The organism is Methanomicrobia archaeon (assembly GCA_011049045.1).
Lineage (GTDB): Archaea > Halobacteriota > Syntropharchaeia > Alkanophagales > Methanospirareceae > JACGMN01.
Genome location: DSCO01000059.1, coordinates 23,754 through 38,775 on the forward strand (window position 1 = coordinate 23,754; position 15,022 = coordinate 38,775).

Annotated in this window: 16 protein-coding genes and 1 tRNA gene; 7 read left to right on the forward strand and 10 right to left on the reverse strand. The window is 57.0% G+C overall.

Annotated features, from left to right (window positions below):
- Positions 1-53: 53 nt before the first annotated feature.
- Positions 54-845, reverse strand: a complete 792-nt coding sequence (locus ENN68_08270) for a slipin family protein (GenBank protein HDS46062.1) — start codon at positions 843-845, stop codon at positions 54-56.
- A 259-nt stretch (positions 846-1,104) separates the two neighbouring features.
- Between ENN68_08270 and ENN68_08275 the strand changes: the two genes are divergently transcribed.
- Positions 1,105-1,647: a molybdenum cofactor biosynthesis protein MoaB gene (locus ENN68_08275; GenBank protein HDS46063.1), complete on the forward strand. Its 543-nt coding sequence runs from the start codon at positions 1,105-1,107 to the stop codon at positions 1,645-1,647.
- A gap of 43 nt (positions 1,648-1,690) precedes the next feature.
- Here the strand turns inward: ENN68_08275 and ENN68_08280 are convergent.
- The 7 genes from ENN68_08280 to ENN68_08310 all read right to left on the reverse strand — a co-directional run bounded on the left by ENN68_08280 (position 1,691) and on the right by ENN68_08310 (position 7,305).
- Positions 1,691-1,764 (reverse strand) — tRNA-Trp (locus tag ENN68_08280).
- Between the two features lie 48 nt (positions 1,765-1,812).
- Positions 1,813-3,033 (reverse strand): potassium channel protein, encoded by a 1,221-nt coding sequence (locus ENN68_08285; protein HDS46064.1) that lies wholly within the window; start codon positions 3,031-3,033, stop codon positions 1,813-1,815.
- A gap of 22 nt (positions 3,034-3,055) precedes the next feature.
- Positions 3,056-4,372 (reverse strand): 3-phosphoshikimate 1-carboxyvinyltransferase, encoded by a 1,317-nt coding sequence (gene aroA, locus ENN68_08290; protein HDS46065.1) that lies wholly within the window; start codon positions 4,370-4,372, stop codon positions 3,056-3,058.
- Positions 4,373-4,406: 34 nt separating this feature from the next.
- Positions 4,407-5,573 (reverse strand): argininosuccinate synthase, encoded by a 1,167-nt coding sequence (locus ENN68_08295; protein ID HDS46066.1) that lies wholly within the window; start codon positions 5,571-5,573, stop codon positions 4,407-4,409.
- The gene (locus ENN68_08300) at positions 5,570-6,121 is read right to left on the reverse strand and encodes a flavin reductase family protein (protein ID HDS46067.1); all 552 of its coding nucleotides are present in this window, start codon (positions 6,119-6,121) and stop codon (positions 5,570-5,572) included. Before ENN68_08300 ends, ENN68_08295 begins: the two co-directional genes overlap by 4 nt.
- Positions 6,122-6,232: 111 nt before the next feature.
- Complete coding sequence (locus tag ENN68_08305; protein HDS46068.1) at positions 6,233-6,754, reverse strand: 50S ribosomal protein L16; 522 nt, start codon at positions 6,752-6,754, stop codon at positions 6,233-6,235.
- A 32-nt stretch (positions 6,755-6,786) separates the two neighbouring features.
- Positions 6,787-7,305, reverse strand: a complete 519-nt coding sequence (locus tag ENN68_08310; protein ID HDS46069.1) for a signal peptidase I — start codon at positions 7,303-7,305, stop codon at positions 6,787-6,789.
- A 167-nt stretch (positions 7,306-7,472) separates the two neighbouring features.
- Here ENN68_08310 and ENN68_08315 point away from each other — a divergent pair, with 167 nt between their 5' ends.
- The 5 genes from ENN68_08315 (at position 7,473) to ENN68_08335 (ending at position 12,800) form a co-directional block, all read left to right on the forward strand.
- Positions 7,473-8,519, forward strand: coding sequence for a histone deacetylase (locus tag ENN68_08315; protein HDS46070.1), 1,047 nt, complete (start codon positions 7,473-7,475; stop codon positions 8,517-8,519).
- Positions 8,520-8,575: 56 nt separating this feature from the next.
- The gene (gene purF, locus ENN68_08320; GenBank protein ID HDS46071.1) at positions 8,576-10,072 is read left to right on the forward strand and encodes an amidophosphoribosyltransferase; all 1,497 of its coding nucleotides are present in this window, start codon (positions 8,576-8,578) and stop codon (positions 10,070-10,072) included.
- Positions 10,073-10,153: 81 nt separating this feature from the next.
- Positions 10,154-11,308: a DUF373 family protein gene (locus tag ENN68_08325; GenBank protein ID HDS46072.1), complete on the forward strand. Its 1,155-nt coding sequence runs from the start codon at positions 10,154-10,156 to the stop codon at positions 11,306-11,308.
- Between the two features lie 159 nt (positions 11,309-11,467).
- Positions 11,468-12,052, forward strand: a complete 585-nt coding sequence (locus ENN68_08330; protein ID HDS46073.1) for a hypothetical protein — start codon at positions 11,468-11,470, stop codon at positions 12,050-12,052.
- A gap of 121 nt (positions 12,053-12,173) precedes the next feature.
- The gene (locus ENN68_08335; protein ID HDS46074.1) at positions 12,174-12,800 is read left to right on the forward strand and encodes a YkgJ family cysteine cluster protein; all 627 of its coding nucleotides are present in this window, start codon (positions 12,174-12,176) and stop codon (positions 12,798-12,800) included.
- A gap of 51 nt (positions 12,801-12,851) precedes the next feature.
- Here ENN68_08335 and ENN68_08340 read toward each other — a convergent pair whose 3' ends face one another.
- On the reverse strand, positions 12,852-13,343 hold the full coding sequence (locus tag ENN68_08340; GenBank protein HDS46075.1) for a hypothetical protein: 492 nt from the start codon (positions 13,341-13,343) through the stop codon (positions 12,852-12,854).
- A gap of 90 nt (positions 13,344-13,433) precedes the next feature.
- Complete coding sequence (locus ENN68_08345) at positions 13,434-14,876, reverse strand: hypothetical protein (protein ID HDS46076.1); 1,443 nt, start codon at positions 14,874-14,876, stop codon at positions 13,434-13,436.
- On the opposite strand from ENN68_08345, the gene ENN68_08350 reads away from it, so the two are divergent.
- Positions 14,854-15,022 (forward strand): methyl-coenzyme M reductase subunit alpha (locus ENN68_08350; protein ID HDS46077.1); only part of this gene is annotated, 169 nt, incomplete at its 3' end. The two genes, ENN68_08345 and ENN68_08350, sit on opposite strands and share 23 nt — an antisense overlap.

Here is a 15,022-nt window from a genome sequence, read left to right on the forward strand (position 1 = left end):
GTTCACTGAGAAAGAACGGTCAGTCAGAGAAAAAGCTTCGTCCTGCCTGCTAGCTAGTCCGTGGTCTCCGTGGACTCGTCACTGCGCTTAGACTGCTTGTGAGCGCCGTAGCCCAGTGCCGTGAACATCTCCACCGGGAAGGGAATGACGACGGTCGTTGCCTTCTCCTCGGTCGCCACTTGGATGGTCTGGAGCATCCGAATAAACATGCCGCCTTCCTCTTTCTCGAGGACGTTCGCCGCCTCTGCGATCTTCTTCGCGGCCAGGAACTCCGCATCTGCCGCGATCACGCGTGCCCTTCGGTTCCGCTCAGCCTCAGCCTGCGCGGCCATCGCCCGCTGCATCTCCTTCGGCAGCTCCACGTCCTTGATCTCCACGGCCGAGACTTTGATCCCCCAGGGGTCCGTCGCGTCGTCGATGATCTGCTGCAGCTCCTTATTGAGCTTATCACGCTCCGAGAGCAATTCGTCCAGTTCCGCCTGTCCGATAACACTGCGGATGGTCGTCAGTGCGATCTGAGAGGTGGCATATTGATACTGCTCCACCTCGGTCACCGCCTTCTCGGGATCCAGCACGCGGTAATACACCACGGCATTGACCCGGGTCGTGACATTATCCTTGGTGATAACCTCCTGCGGCGTGACATCGAAGACAGCGACCCGCAAGTCGATCTTCACCATGGTCTCGAAGATCGGGATGATCAAGAACAGCCCGGGGCCTCGTGCACCGACCAGGCGTCCGAGTCTGAAGATAACGCCGCGCTCATATTCCTTGACCACCTTGATTGAGGAAGCTAAGAGCAAGATAACGAAGAATACGATCCCAATAACCCATTCGAAAGCCATGTGTCCACTTATCACCTCCTCCTAATCAGTATACACACCCTGGGCCTATATATACCTTTGCATTTGGGGGGCTGTCAACATGTTGGGGGTTGGTGATCTAAACGACCCATCTCATGCTGTATTTTTTACCCCTGCGGCATACGTTTCGAGCTGAATTTGCGGTAGCACTCCTTACCGTTACAGCCCCCATTTGGGCTCTGCCGTGCGTTCGCGGCGATTCTGAATAAAGGGTTAAATGCACCGACGAGCATGTAAGAGCATGATAAATGAGAAAACGGTTGTTCCCTCTCAGCATAAGCGCAATCTAAAGCAGCAGTATAATTGCGCGATACTCACGATCAGCACCTCGAAATACGGGAAGCAAGCACAGGGTGAGATCGATCCCGGCGATCGTTCGGGAGCGATAGCGCAGGAGCTCGCGCGTCAGCATGGACACGCGGTCGTGTATTACGCGGTGGTGCCCGATGATGAGCGCCTCATTGGAGACGGTATAGTTTCTGCGCTGCGTTCGGATGCCGATTTCATCATCACGACAGGCGGAACCGGCTTGACGACGCACGATATCACGATAGAAGTGGTGGGGCACCTGCTGGAGAAGGAGATACCGGGCTTCGGCGAGCTCTTCCGGCTCAAGAGCTATGAGGAGATCGGCACGGCAGCGGTATTGAGCCGTGCACTTGCCGGCGTGATCGCACAGAAAGTGATTTTTTGCTTGCCCGGATCACCTCACGCAGTTGAATTGGCACTGCGAGAGATAATCATGCCTGAGCTCGCGCATATCCTGAAGCACGTGCGCGAGTAAACTGCTGCTCGATCGTAACAGCAGAAATGAAGAAGGAACGAAGTGGGGTCGGTGCGATTTGAACGCACGATCGGCGAGTCTGGAGCCCGCTGCCCTACCGGACTAGGCCACGACCCCCCTTTTTCTGTATACCTGTAAGGCTACTCGTTTATTAAGTAAATGACGCTACGCAGCAGGCAAGAGATCGCCGCAGATCTCCCGCATCTTCGACTCGCCCTCGCGAGGCCCGCGCATAATGAGCAGATCGCCGCTCTTGATCACGGCACTTCCCGCGGGGTTATAGACCCACCTGCCCTCCCGTCGCCGGATCGCGAGGATGAACATCCCGGTGCGGGTCTCGATTCGCAACGTCTTGAGTGTCTGGTCAAATATCTCCGGGTTCTTCACTGCCATCTTCAGAATAATCTCGTCGGATTCCTCGATCGAGGCACGAAAGACCGGATGTAACGGGGTAGCACGAAGGACGACGTCCGCGATCTCGTAAGCGGCATCTGAAAGGATCTCTGAGGACGACGCGATATGCAGTAAGCCACGGAACTCCGCGAAATTGCTCCGCTTGGTCACCCCGCGCGCCGCCTCGATCACCAGGATCTCCAGCTCTTCCTTCATACGATCCATCGATTCTTCCATGTTCTTCACTTCTTGCGCGATCTCTTTACTGTAAAAGCGAACGGCGGAATACGCGAGCCCGACGATCAGCTCGGACAGGTTCTTCATATCCGCGATGAGATCGGCAATCTCCTCGGTGAGTCGTTTCTGCTGGAGTCCTTCTTCCGTCTCCTTCTCGCGCTCCTGATATTCGCGGCCCGTCGCCAGTTTACAGAACGCGGGTATGCCCTCAGTCGGACCTGAGGTAATGATCAGATCGTTCTCCAGCAGTCGCTCGTCCTTATCGGGCGAGAAAATCCAATGCGAGCCTCGTTTCAACGCCAGGACGTGCATACCCGTCTCCGTCTCGAGCTGCAACTCGGCCAGCGACTTATTCCTGAGTATTGACGACGGCTTGATCCGTACATTGAGGATCGCTTCCTCGAACTCCTCGCGGTCAAGATAGTCGGTGATGCTCACGGAGGTCGCGACCTTGGCAATGTCGCCTGCGGCATTCGAGATCTTCTCCGCCGCCGAGGCGATCTGCAAGATGCCGACGAACTCAAAGGCGTCTTCGATGCTCCGCACACCCAGCATGATCGCGATGCGCAGTTTGTAGAGCAACGAGTGCATCGTCTGCTCCAATTTGAACACTTCGTTCGCGATCTCCGGATTGTTGTAGATGATCGCGGAGTACGCGAGGTCGAGCATCGAGCCTGAGAGATCCTTCATCTCCACGAGCACGGACTTCGCATTGAACGTACTGATCTCGTCCCGCAATTCCTCTTGTGTCTTCACAGCCTGAGCACACCACCGTTAGTTACGAAAGAGCAATATCTGCTCCCAGAGTAAGCATATCCTTAAAGAAAGAGGGATAGGAGATCTTTACGCTGTCCACCCCGCTGACCACCGATTCACCGCGCGCGGTAAGAGCCGCAACCACGAGCGCCATTGCCAGGCGATGGTCATCGTGAGCAGAGACCGCTGCGGCCTGCAAGGGCGTGCCCTTCGTCCCTTCTATACGGAGGCCATCTTCCTTCTCGGTTATCCGCACGCCCAGCTTCGTGAGCTCCTCGGCGAGATACCGCAGCCGATCGGTCTCTTTAAGCCTGAGATGCGCCACACCCGATATGTCGGTCGTACCCGCAGCGACGGCCGCCACCACCGCTATGGTCGGCACCAGATCAGGATTCTCGCGCAGGTCTACCGAGATCGCCTGTAACCCGCCTGTTACGGTGCCGTTCACCTCGACAACGCCCGCCGACCGATCCCAGTGGAGAGCGGCCCCCATCGCTTCCAGTAAGGCGACGATCCTCGAGTCGCCCTGTGCGGACGGGAAGAGATTCCGGACCCGTACGGGTGAATTCGAGATGGCCGCAGCCGCCAGGAGATATGAGGCGGATGAGAAATCGCCGGGGACGGTATATCGTGCTAACGAGTACGCCTGTCCACCCGTAACCGGGAATGCGTAATCGCGAGAACCTTCAGGACACGAGCAGGGGATCTCAACGCCCGCCTGCTGGATGACCTCGGTCGTCATTCTCATGTACGGTACTGAACTAAGATTGGTCGCCAGGATATATGAATCATGGCCCGCAAGAGGACAGGCGATGAGCAAACCTGAGACGAACTGCGAGCTCTGGGACCCATTAAACGTGGTCGTGCCACCTTTGAGTGGCCCGCGAACCACGAGCGGGGCTGTTCCGTCAGCTTTCGTCGAGATCGCCTCGGCACCGAGATCTGTGAGCGCAGCCAGGAGCGCCCCGTTTGGACGTTTACGTAACGAGTCGTCCCCGGTCAACACCGTAACGCCCTCACACAACGCAGCGACCGCGGTGAAGAAGCGGAGCGTGGTGCCGGAGTTCCCGGCATTGAGCACATCATCTGGTGTCGCTGGCCGGCCGTCAACGCCGTCGATCAGCAACTTCGGGGCCGGCTCGTCACGGCGTACCGTAATACCGGCACCCAGCGCCCGCGCCGCAGCCATCGTTGCTTCCGTGTCACCCGAGAGCAAAGGATAGAAGATCTCACTCCGCTTCGCCAACGCGGCGATGGTGATGGCCCGATGGGTATAACTCTTTGAGGGTGGGGCGATAGCTTCACCTTCGATCGTGGACCTGCGTACCCGCGCGTTCATGAGAGCCGTGAATGGTAAAGGATCGTGCGTACGATTAATCACATGACCTCCTGATCAGTCGTGACTGGAATCCGTGATAGACCGAGAAGCCTTCGACGATTCGCGTCTCCGCTTTGGCGTCGAATGAGACACCGGGTGAATATAATGCGTTCGGCGATGCGCGACCCAGAACACAAGCGAGTCCTTTGCTCAGCTTCAGGTGTACCGTACCGGTCACGCGTTTCTGAGTCTCATTGATGAAGGCGTTGAGGTCGTCGTAGAGTGGATCCATAACCAGACCCTGGTAGACCAGCTCACCCCAGGCCTGATCAACCGCCGCTTTGAACCGCAGCTCGTTGCGCGTGAGCACGAGCCGCTCGAGATCGCGGTGCGCCTTCAGCAGTATCGTGGCCGCGGGATGCTCGTAGTTCTCGCGCGCCTTGAAGCCCAGGACACGATCCTCGATCATATCCGTGCGCCCGATACCGTGAATGCCGCCCACCTCATTCAGCCTCGTGATGAGCGTGAGGCCGTCCATTCGCTCGCCATTCAGCGCTACGGGTACGCCCTGCTCAAAGCTGACCTGTATCAATTCCGGCTTCTCCGGTGCCGCATCCTGGGAAACGGTCCATTTATAAATCTCTTCTGGCGGGTAGGCCGCGGGATCCTCCAATTCGCTCCCCTCTATGCTTCTGCTCCAGAGGTTCTCGTCGATGCTCCAGCGCTTCTCTGATTCAAAGGCGATACCGTGCTTCGCCGCATACGCGTGCTCCTCCTCGCGTGTCAAGCTCAACTCTCGTACCGGTGCCACAACTGCCAGATCGGTAGCTCTGAAGATCGCATCGAATCTGAGCTGGTCGTTGCCTTTGCCCGTACAGCCGTGTGCCACTGCTTCGGCGTCACGATTCTGCGCGACCACCACCACTTTCTTCGCGATCAATGGTCGCGCGATGGCCGTGCCCAGTACGTATCCCTCGTAGTCCCCGTTCGCTTTGATCAAGGGGAAGAGGTAATCGTGGACGAACTCTTGCCGGGCATCGAGGAGTAGCGCGACATCAGCGAGCTTCGTAGCACGATTCACGCCCTCTTTTATGTCTGACTCGGGCTGCCCCACGTCCACCAGCACCGCGATCACTTCGTCGTATCCGTACTGCTCGCGGAGCAAAGGGATGCAGACCGAGGTGTCCAGGCCACCGGAATATGCCAGCACTATGCGCTTCATGGCGCCCGCTTATATCTCGCCTCCTTCAGGTCAGTAACGAAAAGGTCACCGCTCAGGTGGCATAAGGGGTTCGCTTTCTCGAGATCCAGAACGCCGGGAGCTTTCCAGTACTCGTCCTTCACCGCCGCAGCCACGACCCGGCCCGTTATCCAGATATGGTCACCCAACTCGACCGCATGCTCGCAGGTGCATTCGAGCCATGCAAGCGCTTCTTTTATCCGCGGCGGCTTCACCGTGCTGGCTCGTGCCTCGGTTAAGCCCGCGTGCGTGAGCTCGCACTCCTCGTACGGGTAATCCGTCTCCAGGACGTGCAGACGCTCACCAAGCTCTTTCCCCACCACATTGACGACGAACTCGCCATTCGCCCGAATATTCCGCCAGGTATCGTGTGCCGGATTACAGGAGAATCCGTACAGCGGTGGCTCGAAGCTGATGGGTGAATTGAAGCTGAACGGCGCGGCATTTGCGATACCCCGAGCTGATATGGTGGTGATCACCACCGCGGTGCGAACAAGAACCTTATGGAAGGTATTGTGTGCAAGCTCCATTTTCAGAAACCGATCTTATTCCTTTGATGCCCCTTATATACACGCGCACGGTTATAAATCTTTCCGAGTTCGTACCGCTCGCGTCGCGCGTGCGGTCCCGAAATATGGTTTTCAGGCCGCGAGCAGCTCTTCGCCCCGGTCAATAACGATCCTGCAGGGTGTGGGGAGCTTGTAGCTCGCGCGGCGGAGCGCTTCCTTGGCCGCCTCGACGTTATCCGGCTCGACGCCGACGGAGAGCATTCGCTGCCCGCTCTTCACCCGTGCCGCCGTTCCCACTGCACGGCCAAAGGCATGGCGCATGCCACTCGAGACGCGGTCCGCACCCGCGCCGGTCGCCAACTTGTTCTCGCGCAGCACGTGGTGCGGATAGAGCCGAATTTTCAGGTAGAAGTTCTTTCGCCCTACGCCCTTGACCAGATACCGGTTCGCGAAGATTCGAGCCGCTTCGAGCGCATTATGCCGAATCTGGCAGGACTCCTTGGCGACTAAGGACAGCGTCACCGGAAAGTCGACACTGGCATTACCCATATCGAAGATGGTGATCTTGCTACCGGGTACACCTCCCAGGTACTCCCGGCGCACGTACGCATGTCCTGACACTCGTGTGTACATACGAGCTGGTTTTCGGCTCATTGGTGGCTCCTACTATTGAATCATCCTGCTGCTTAAAAACCTTTCTTCAGGAGGAGTGAGGGGTACCCGAGGTACGGAACGCGGACTTTCGCGACCGCGATGATCCACTCGGGCTTCACCGGCTCGACACCCAGCATGGGCTGGTCGTAGCCGGAATTATTATCGCCTTTCGTGATGTAACCCTCATGGGGCGCGGGCTTGCCATCCGGCATTGCCTCGCCTTGCTCAACCCAGTACATCGCGCGATGGATGATGGGCGTTGCCGCGGTGAGCCCGTTCGGGCGATAGATGATCACATTCCCGTAGGTGTTGAAGGAATCATATCCCGTGAGTTTACCCTCTGCATAGGTCGTAATGGTCGTGCGGTGCGGCGCCTGGACGAGGATCAAATCGCCCACCTGCATATTCGGCTCCATGCTCCCCGATTCAACGGCGAAGCCAATGTGCCACGAGCCCGTGGCCGCATAGGCGACCGAAACGATAAGCACGACGATGACCAGCGCTTCCAACAGACTCTTGCCCAGTTCAAGCAGTACCTTCTTCGTCTCCATGCTCCCTGCCAGTTCCTCGTTATGTATAGTAGTATAGCCACCGGCTGAATAAAAGAGGTTCAAGATCCGCACGCGGTATGCAGGGTAGGAAGCAATCGTCCCGGGAGAGTATAGTATTCCAAAAGGTTTATAATCCTTTTAGCACTTATCACATTCACCCCACGACGATGACCAGGTCTACCGGCTTTGTCTATCATGCGGATTTCTTGCGTCATGACACGGGCGTTCATCCCGAGAGCGCGGATCGATTGCTCAGTATCATGCGGAAATTAGAGCAGCAGGAGCTCATCACGCAGCTGGAACATATCGTCCCGGAGCGCGCGCCGATCGAGGCTGTTACGTACGTGCACAGCCGCGAGTATGTGCAGAAGGTAGCGGACATGAGTGCGCGCGGTGGTGGCATGCTCGATCCTGACACGCCGGTCTGCGCTGCGACGTTCGATACAGCCCTCCTCGCAGCAGGCGGGCTCATGCGTGCGGCTGATAGCGTGCTGGCCAATGATAACGCCCTGAAACGGGTTTTTGCACTGGTGCGACCGCCCGGGCATCATGCGAACGCTAAACGCGGCCGCGGGTTCTGTATCTTCAATAATATCGCGATCGCCGCGGAATACCTGAAGCGCGCGTATCGCCTCAAACGCATTCTCATTGTGGACTGGGACGTGCACCACGGTAATGGCACGCAGGAGATCTTCTACGAGGATCCCGGCGTTCTTTATCTCTCCACCCATCAATATCCCCATTATCCAGGAACGGGCTGGATAACGGAGGTGGGCGCGGGAGGAGGCGAGGGTTATACGGTGAATATCCCGCTCCCCATTGGTAGTGGTGATGCTGAGTATCTCTTCGCGCTCACCGCAATCCTGGTGCCCATTGCGCGTGAGTTCCAGCCGGAATGTGTGCTTGTCTCCGCGGGTTTTGATACGCATTCGACTGATCCGCTCGCCTCAATGAAGGTGTCAACCTCGGGTTTTGGCGCATTCGCCGAGCTCGTACTGGCGATAGCGAACGAGCAGTGCTGGGGGCGGGTCATACTGACGTTAGAGGGGGGTTATAATCATGAAGCACTCGGCGACTCCGTGCTGGCAGTCTTCCAGTCGCTTCTGGCAGGAACCGGTGCACTTCCGGAGAGCGGCGGTATGCGTCCGAGTGCGGAGGTACAGCAACGGGTCGCGGATGTACTAGCAGTGCAACGGGCGTACTGGCGTATCTAATCGAAGCTTTGCGCCATCATGCAGGCGTTCACGGGGACTGAAAAGGGGTCGCAGAGATGAGAGATGGTGCAGGGCCAGGAGGCCTAAACGAAGGATGCGGGATCGCGGGTGTCGTGCTCAGCAGGGGTAATGCGGCCCTACCACTCTATTATGCGCTCTACGCGTTACAGCATCGCGGGCAGGAATCGTCAGGCATCGCTGTGTCCGGGCACGCGGAATCGGTCAAGCTGCTCAAGGGCCGGGGACTCGTCTCCGAAGTATTCTCCAAAGAACAGATTGCCACGTTAACGGGAACTATGGGTATCGGGCACGTCCAATATTCCACCCGGGGTGCATCCAGGATCGAATCTACGGAACCGTTACTGGTCACGTATCGGCACGGCGAGATCGCCATCGGCCTCAACGGCAGTCTCGTCAACACCGCCGCCTTGCGGAAAGAGCTGGAACGTGACGGGCGGATATTTCATTCGGACTCGGATACGGAGGTAATCGCGCAGTTGCTCGTGAAGCATTTGATGAACCACACTCCGCTGGACGCGGTGAAGGAGCTGATGCGCCGCGTCGTCGGCTCGTATTCGCTGGTCATCCTGATGGACTCATCGGTGCTCGCGGTGCGGGATCCACTCGGCATAAAACCGCTCTGCATCGGCGCCCTGAACGATGAGGCGGGCAACCGCACGGGTTATATCGTCGCGTCTGAGAGTCCCGCAATTGACACGCTGGGCGGTGAGCTCCTGCGCGACGTCCGGCCTGGCGAGGTACTCCTGCTCGGGTTTCCAGAAGAAAGCCCGGGGAGCCCCTGGCGAGCGCGCCAAAACGGTGCTGTGCCGTTTGAGAGCCACCAGTTGTACCGGGGGCTTAACAGCGCTCATTGTATCTTTGAATACGTCTACTTCGCGCGTCCAGACTCGGTAATCGACGGGCGCTTGGTCTATGATGTGCGGCTGCGAATCGGTGAGCGCCTGGCGGAGGAACATCCGGTGGATGCGGACATCATCACCCCCGTCCCTGACTCAGGCATCACCTACGCCATCGGCTATGCGCGGCGTTCGGGCATCGATTACATGGAAGGCCTGATCAAGAACCGATACGTCGGACGGACGTTCATTATGCCGGAGCAATCGACGCGTGACACCGCGGTTCGCCTGAAATTGAACGTGGTACACGCGAATGTGGCTGGGATGCGCGTCGTGCTCGTGGATGACAGCATCGTGCGCGGGACGACCTCGCGCATAATCGTGGATCATTTGAAGAAGAAAGGTGCGCGTGAGGTCCATCTGCGAATCGGGAGCCCACCGATTATCGCGCCATGCTATCTCGGGATCGATACACCGACGCGGGATGAGCTGGTCGCCTGTGGGCGGACTCTCGACGAGATCGCTGCGTTTTTACACGCCGACTCCGTCCGTTATGTGAGCTCTGAGGGGCTGATCGAGGCCGTTGGTATCGATGAGAGCAACCTCTGTCTGGGCTGCGTATCCGGTAACTATCCCGTGGAGATACCGGGTGAACAGTGTATAGCACGGCAGTTGCGACTCTCGCACTTTGCGTGACCGTTCGTTGTGGCGTGCAGGAGAAGAGCGCAACGAAAGGTTAATATGTAAAGGAGCTGTATCTTCTTTCTGTAGAGGGACATACAGGTGGTAACCAAAACGAAGACGCTTGTGACCTGTATAGACCGAGATGACGATATCGGTTGGAAAGCGGGCTTGGTAACACCGATTATTGGTAAGGATGCGCTGTTATCCGCGGCAACGAAGCTCGCACTCGCCGATCCCGAGGAGTCGGACATCAATGCGATCTTCGAGGCGGTTCGGATCTATGAGCAGATAAGGACTGGCGACACGGGGGTCGAGCCGGAGGTAGTGCTTATCGCCGGAGATCGGAGTGTCGGTGCGGTTTCGGATAGAAAGATAGGCCAGAAGCTTGATGACGTCCTCGCTCAATTCCACGCTGACTCTGCCATCCTGGTCAGCGACGGTGCAGAGGACGAATGGATTATCCCGATCATCCAGTCGCGGGTGAAGATCGATTCGGTACGGCGTGTGGTGGTGAAGCAGATAGAGCCGCTGGAGAACACGTTTTACGCGTTCAAGCGGTTAATGGAGGATCCCAAGATTTCACGGACGTTCTTACCCCCGGTCGGCCTGATCCTTTTTCTCTTAGCTGTTTCTCTGCTCCTGAAGCTCTCGGGCGAGACACTTGGGCTTATCCTGGGTATCGTTGGCGTTTACCTCATGCTCAAGGGCACGGGACGCGAGAATCTCATCATCGAGTTCGCCGAGAGCGTGAAGCAGTCCTTCTATACCGGGAAGATCTCGTTCGTGACGTACATCGTCGCCGTCGTGCTCTTTCTGGTGGGCACCTCACAGGGTATCATGGCCTACACGGATGCGCAGGCTGCGATCGGGGAATGGTTCTTGCTTGGCCTGGTGTACTTCATCAACGCCAGCATCTGGTGGTATGTTGGAGCCGCGCTCGCCCCCCTTATAGGGCGGATGATGAGTATGGTGCTCGAGGAGGAACGAATCGTGCGACCCTGGGCCATTCTCTTCTCGATCGTTGCCTCCGGGTTGATCCTCTGGGGCGGGAGCGAGGCTATCATCTGGTTAAGCAAGGATGTGCAGCCGATGGGTTACTTTACCCTCTTCTTCTCCATCCTTGGCGCTATTATCCTGTCCTTTATCGGGGTGAAACTCTCGCTGTACATGCGCGGCACGCAGCCGAAAGCGCATCCAGAAGAAGCGGCAGGCGTCAACTCGTCTGAGGAAAGCGCGGCGCGCGAGTGAGTGGGTGGGTGGGTGCGTGAGTGCACCGCCTTACGTACCCTGAGCGCGTCCTGCGGGTTCGGGCCCGTAATAACACGAATACAAGCTATAGTATGTAGAATTCAAATAGAAAAGATATTTATATTACGATACTCATAAACAAGTAGGGTGATTGTTGGCATGTTAGGTGAAGAAGAGGTGAGAGATGCATACGCGGAGGCGCGGTCATACGAACGTGACGCGCGCGCTGCGGAGAAGGAGGGCAATGACGAGGTTGCTTTAGGTCTGTGGCAGCGCTATGCCGATCTGAAGGAACGAAAAGGGAGCTACTTCCTGTGCATGTACGGCTATTTTAACGTGGCGCGCATCTTCGATAAACGCAGTAACTGGCGCGACGCGGCTGAATCGTTTAAGAAGGCTGCTGCTCTCGCGGACAGCCTGGGTGAGCATTCGTTGTGGGTCTTCCTGATGCATCTCGCCTGCCAGATGCATGAGAAGGCCGGTGACTATGCTGCCTGCCGAGACCACTACGAAACCATCGGTAATTTCTTCTTCACCCGCGATAACTTCTTCGGCGCCGCGGACGCCTACGAGCATGCGGCGGAGATCATGTCGCTCGCCGGCGAGGATATCTCGCGGTATGAGGTGCCGGTGGCCGCATGGCAGCGGAATTACGAGTACTGGAAGGAGCACGGCGAGCTGGACGATGCCGCATGGAGTTTGAAGCGGGTGGATGCGTATCGCTCGGCTCAACAGCGTCTTTAGTGTACGTACTCATATAGGTAAGCCCTGAAGCAGCGGATCAATCAGTACGGAGCCCGGGTTACTTCCGTCCATCCTGATAGGTTTATTTTCCTTCAACGGCTTTCTTCAGACTGCATGCGGCATGGACGAAGAGCGATTACGCGAGCAAACGGTGCGATTCCGTGAGCTGGTTGGCGATGAGACCTTCTGGTTCACGCTCTCGCGGAACGTGGCGGTGATGGAGCGAGACAAGGAGCGCTTTGTGGAACTCGCGCTGGCGATCCAGCAGTACTTCGACTGTGAGCGGTGCTGTAGATGCTGCAGTGAGATGCCGATCCATCTGAACGAAGAAGATATCGAGCGGCTCTACCGCCTGGATGGCGAGGCACTCTTCGAGAAGCTGGATACCCGCGAGCTGGACAACTTCCTGAAGACGCCCTGCCCGTATCTGAAAGAGGGGCTCTGCACCATCTATGAGCAGCGACCTGCGGCATGTAAGCTGTTCCCGTTCGTGGTGATCCGCCCGGTGCCGACGCTGCAGCTCTGCCCGATGGGGAAGAAGATCTTCGCGAAGTTCAAAGACCTGACCCGGAGGTACGGGAAGAAGGAGCTGAAGGTGGAGTGGGAGACTGCACGGCCCCCGGAGCTTTCGGGGGAAGATGCGAAGCATAAAGCCGTCTACGTCGCGCTACCCATACCCACGCTGGAGACCTTTTTGCGGTATCTGCGAATGGATGCGGAGCGATCAGATACGCCCCGGAACGTTTGATGCGTGCTGCCCTGGCTGGCGAGCGTGTTCTCCGGTTTACAGCTACAGCTATTACTCGGCTTCTTTGGCGTCTTCCGCCGCGATTGCACTGGTGTTGATATGCTCAATGATCCGGGATTGTACAAGCACGATGAACTGCAATTTCTTGCATTCCTCGATCAGCTCGCGGAACCGGTTCTGCACTCGCGGATTCTCCACTTTATCAAGGTTACCCGCCAGCAGTGCGATCACCGGTTGTATGTTATCCTCGAAGAAAAGCCGTGAAAACGTACCAAACGCTTCCGTGAGTGAAGTATTAACATAATAACGGGTTTCCCCGCCCATGAGAATTTCCTTTGTCATATTTGCCAACTTCAATTTCTGCAGACTTATACGTACTGTCCCGCGACTATAGCCCGTACCCAGCTCGATCTCACGCTGCGAAATAGGGCACGACTTGAAGAGGATGCAGCCCCAAATGCGCCACGCAGATTCCCCTAGTTCCCATTGCTTACCTATGTTCCCTAATGCTTTCTGCACTTCTGGCCACGCCTCTTCGCCCATGGGTTATCACCAGTTTATCAATTACTCTGAATTCACTTTGTGTGGTGTGCTTATATATATAAATTCATTTACAATAAGCGCACGATACTTTTACGTACGTCGCCGCGTCATCCAATCATGAAGACATTTCTGATTGTTTAATTTTGTTTTACAGTACGGACAAAATTGCCATGATGCAGAAGTAGACGAGTTACATTTCGGGCATTTGGTGATCCCTATGTCAGAGCCGCAGTGCGGGCACACGTTCCAGTTCTGATCGATATCGCGCGAACAGACCGGGCATTTGTAAACGCCGCCGATATGGTTCGGTATGCCTGCCCGAGCCAGGTAATCCTTGATACGCTCGTCAAGCTCTTCTTTGGGGGGGGTCTTCGTCACGACCGGTTTGAGACTCAGGGCAGGATAGGCTTTCTTATATGCCTCCTTGAGCCGGTTCACCGTTGGTCGCATGTACGCGCCGTCATACGGAAGCCGGTGCCCGAGCATCTCCTCGACATAGTCGGGTGGGACACCCTGATCGCGGAGGATCGTGGAGAAGGAGGCACGTAAGGCGTGAATACCCGCCGTGTTGATGGTTCTCCCGCGTTCGTCTTCGTTGATCATGCCCGCCTTCAGCGCCACGGTCTGCATCGCTCTGTTGATCCCGCTCTCGTACGCCCTGACCCGTTCCTTCCTCCGCCGGTTCGACTCTGAGATAAAGAGCGGGGAATCGTTCTTCAGGTCCTCGGGATCCAGATAGCGAGACCCGCGCTCTCGCAGCTTGAGATAGCACTTCAGGATCTCGACCGCGTCTTCACCCAGGAAGGTGTAATATTCGATCCCCTCTTTCTCTCGCATGAGGTGTAAAGTCACGGGCACTTCGCGCTTTTCCAAGCCCGCAGCCACGTCACCATAGTTCAGCGCGATGAGCTCTCTCATCGCCAGCCCGCCCTGAAATGCGCATAACATGATCGCTCTATCCCGCAATCGCTCACAGACATCCATCATACGCCTGACGTCCTGCGCTGAGAGGAACTTCCTGAAATTCTCCTTCAATTTCCGCGGTGTGGGCAGGTGTAACGTGCCGATAGGGACGTCATTCTCTTTGTAAAAGACGCGAATATCTTCGATGACCCGACCGGCAGACCGAGGTGCCAGCCCTTTCTCGCCTTTTCGCCGCCCGCCTTTTTCCGGGATGACATAATCGGTCCTGAGCCAGTCATAGAACTCTTTCAAGCTCAGTTCGGTCTTCTTCACACCCGTTTCACGAGCCTCTGCGATAAGTGTACCCGGGTCAAGCCCGCTCCAGCGGCAGTACAACTGTATCAGCCGCACCCGGTTCTCCCGGATCTTATCCCCGCGACCGACGAGCGTGGGTTTCACCTCTTTGAGCTCGGCAAAAGCTCGGGCGTCCATTTCGACGGCTTCGGTCGCTTTTTCATGCTCCTCGCGTGCTCGCAGGGGGTTCACGGTCCCACCGACAATTAAAAGAACCGGCCTGTATAAAAAGGATTGGATCAACAACGCTGCGATGCAGCAGTGTTGGGATGACATGAAGCGCGGGATCGTCCTGGGTCTGGATGACGCGCACGGGCTGCTGGAGGCACGCCTGGGCAAGGAGGTCACTCCGGACACGATCAGCCACTATATGGAAGTGCTGAACCACGCGCTGCCCGGTGGTGCGGTCATTCAGGAGCACA

Coding starts and splice junctions, on each gene's coding strand:
- ENN68_08270 (HDS46062.1), bottom strand. CDS start 845: ATGGCTTTCGAATGGGTTATTGGGATCGTATTCTTCGTTATCTTGCTC.
- ENN68_08275 (HDS46063.1), top strand. CDS start 1,105: ATGATAAATGAGAAAACGGTTGTTCCCTCTCAGCATAAGCGCAATCTA.
- aroA (HDS46065.1), bottom strand. CDS start 4,372: ATGAACGCGCGGGTACGCAGGTCCACGATCGAAGGTGAAGCTATCGCC.
- ENN68_08295 (HDS46066.1), bottom strand. CDS start 5,573: ATGAAGCGCATAGTGCTGGCATATTCCGGTGGCCTGGACACCTCGGTC.
- ENN68_08300 (HDS46067.1), bottom strand. CDS start 6,121: ATGGAGCTTGCACACAATACCTTCCATAAGGTTCTTGTTCGCACCGCG.
- ENN68_08305 (HDS46068.1), bottom strand. CDS start 6,754: ATGAGCCGAAAACCAGCTCGTATGTACACACGAGTGTCAGGACATGCG.
- ENN68_08310 (HDS46069.1), bottom strand. CDS start 7,305: ATGGAGACGAAGAAGGTACTGCTTGAACTGGGCAAGAGTCTGTTGGAA.
- ENN68_08315 (HDS46070.1), top strand. CDS start 7,473: ATGACCAGGTCTACCGGCTTTGTCTATCATGCGGATTTCTTGCGTCAT.
- purF (HDS46071.1), top strand. CDS start 8,576: ATGAGAGATGGTGCAGGGCCAGGAGGCCTAAACGAAGGATGCGGGATC.
- ENN68_08330 (HDS46073.1), top strand. CDS start 11,468: ATGTTAGGTGAAGAAGAGGTGAGAGATGCATACGCGGAGGCGCGGTCA.
- ENN68_08335 (HDS46074.1), top strand. CDS start 12,174: ATGGACGAAGAGCGATTACGCGAGCAAACGGTGCGATTCCGTGAGCTG.
- ENN68_08340 (HDS46075.1), bottom strand. CDS start 13,343: ATGGGCGAAGAGGCGTGGCCAGAAGTGCAGAAAGCATTAGGGAACATA.
- ENN68_08345 (HDS46076.1), bottom strand. CDS start 14,876: ATGTCATCCCAACACTGCTGCATCGCAGCGTTGTTGATCCAATCCTTT.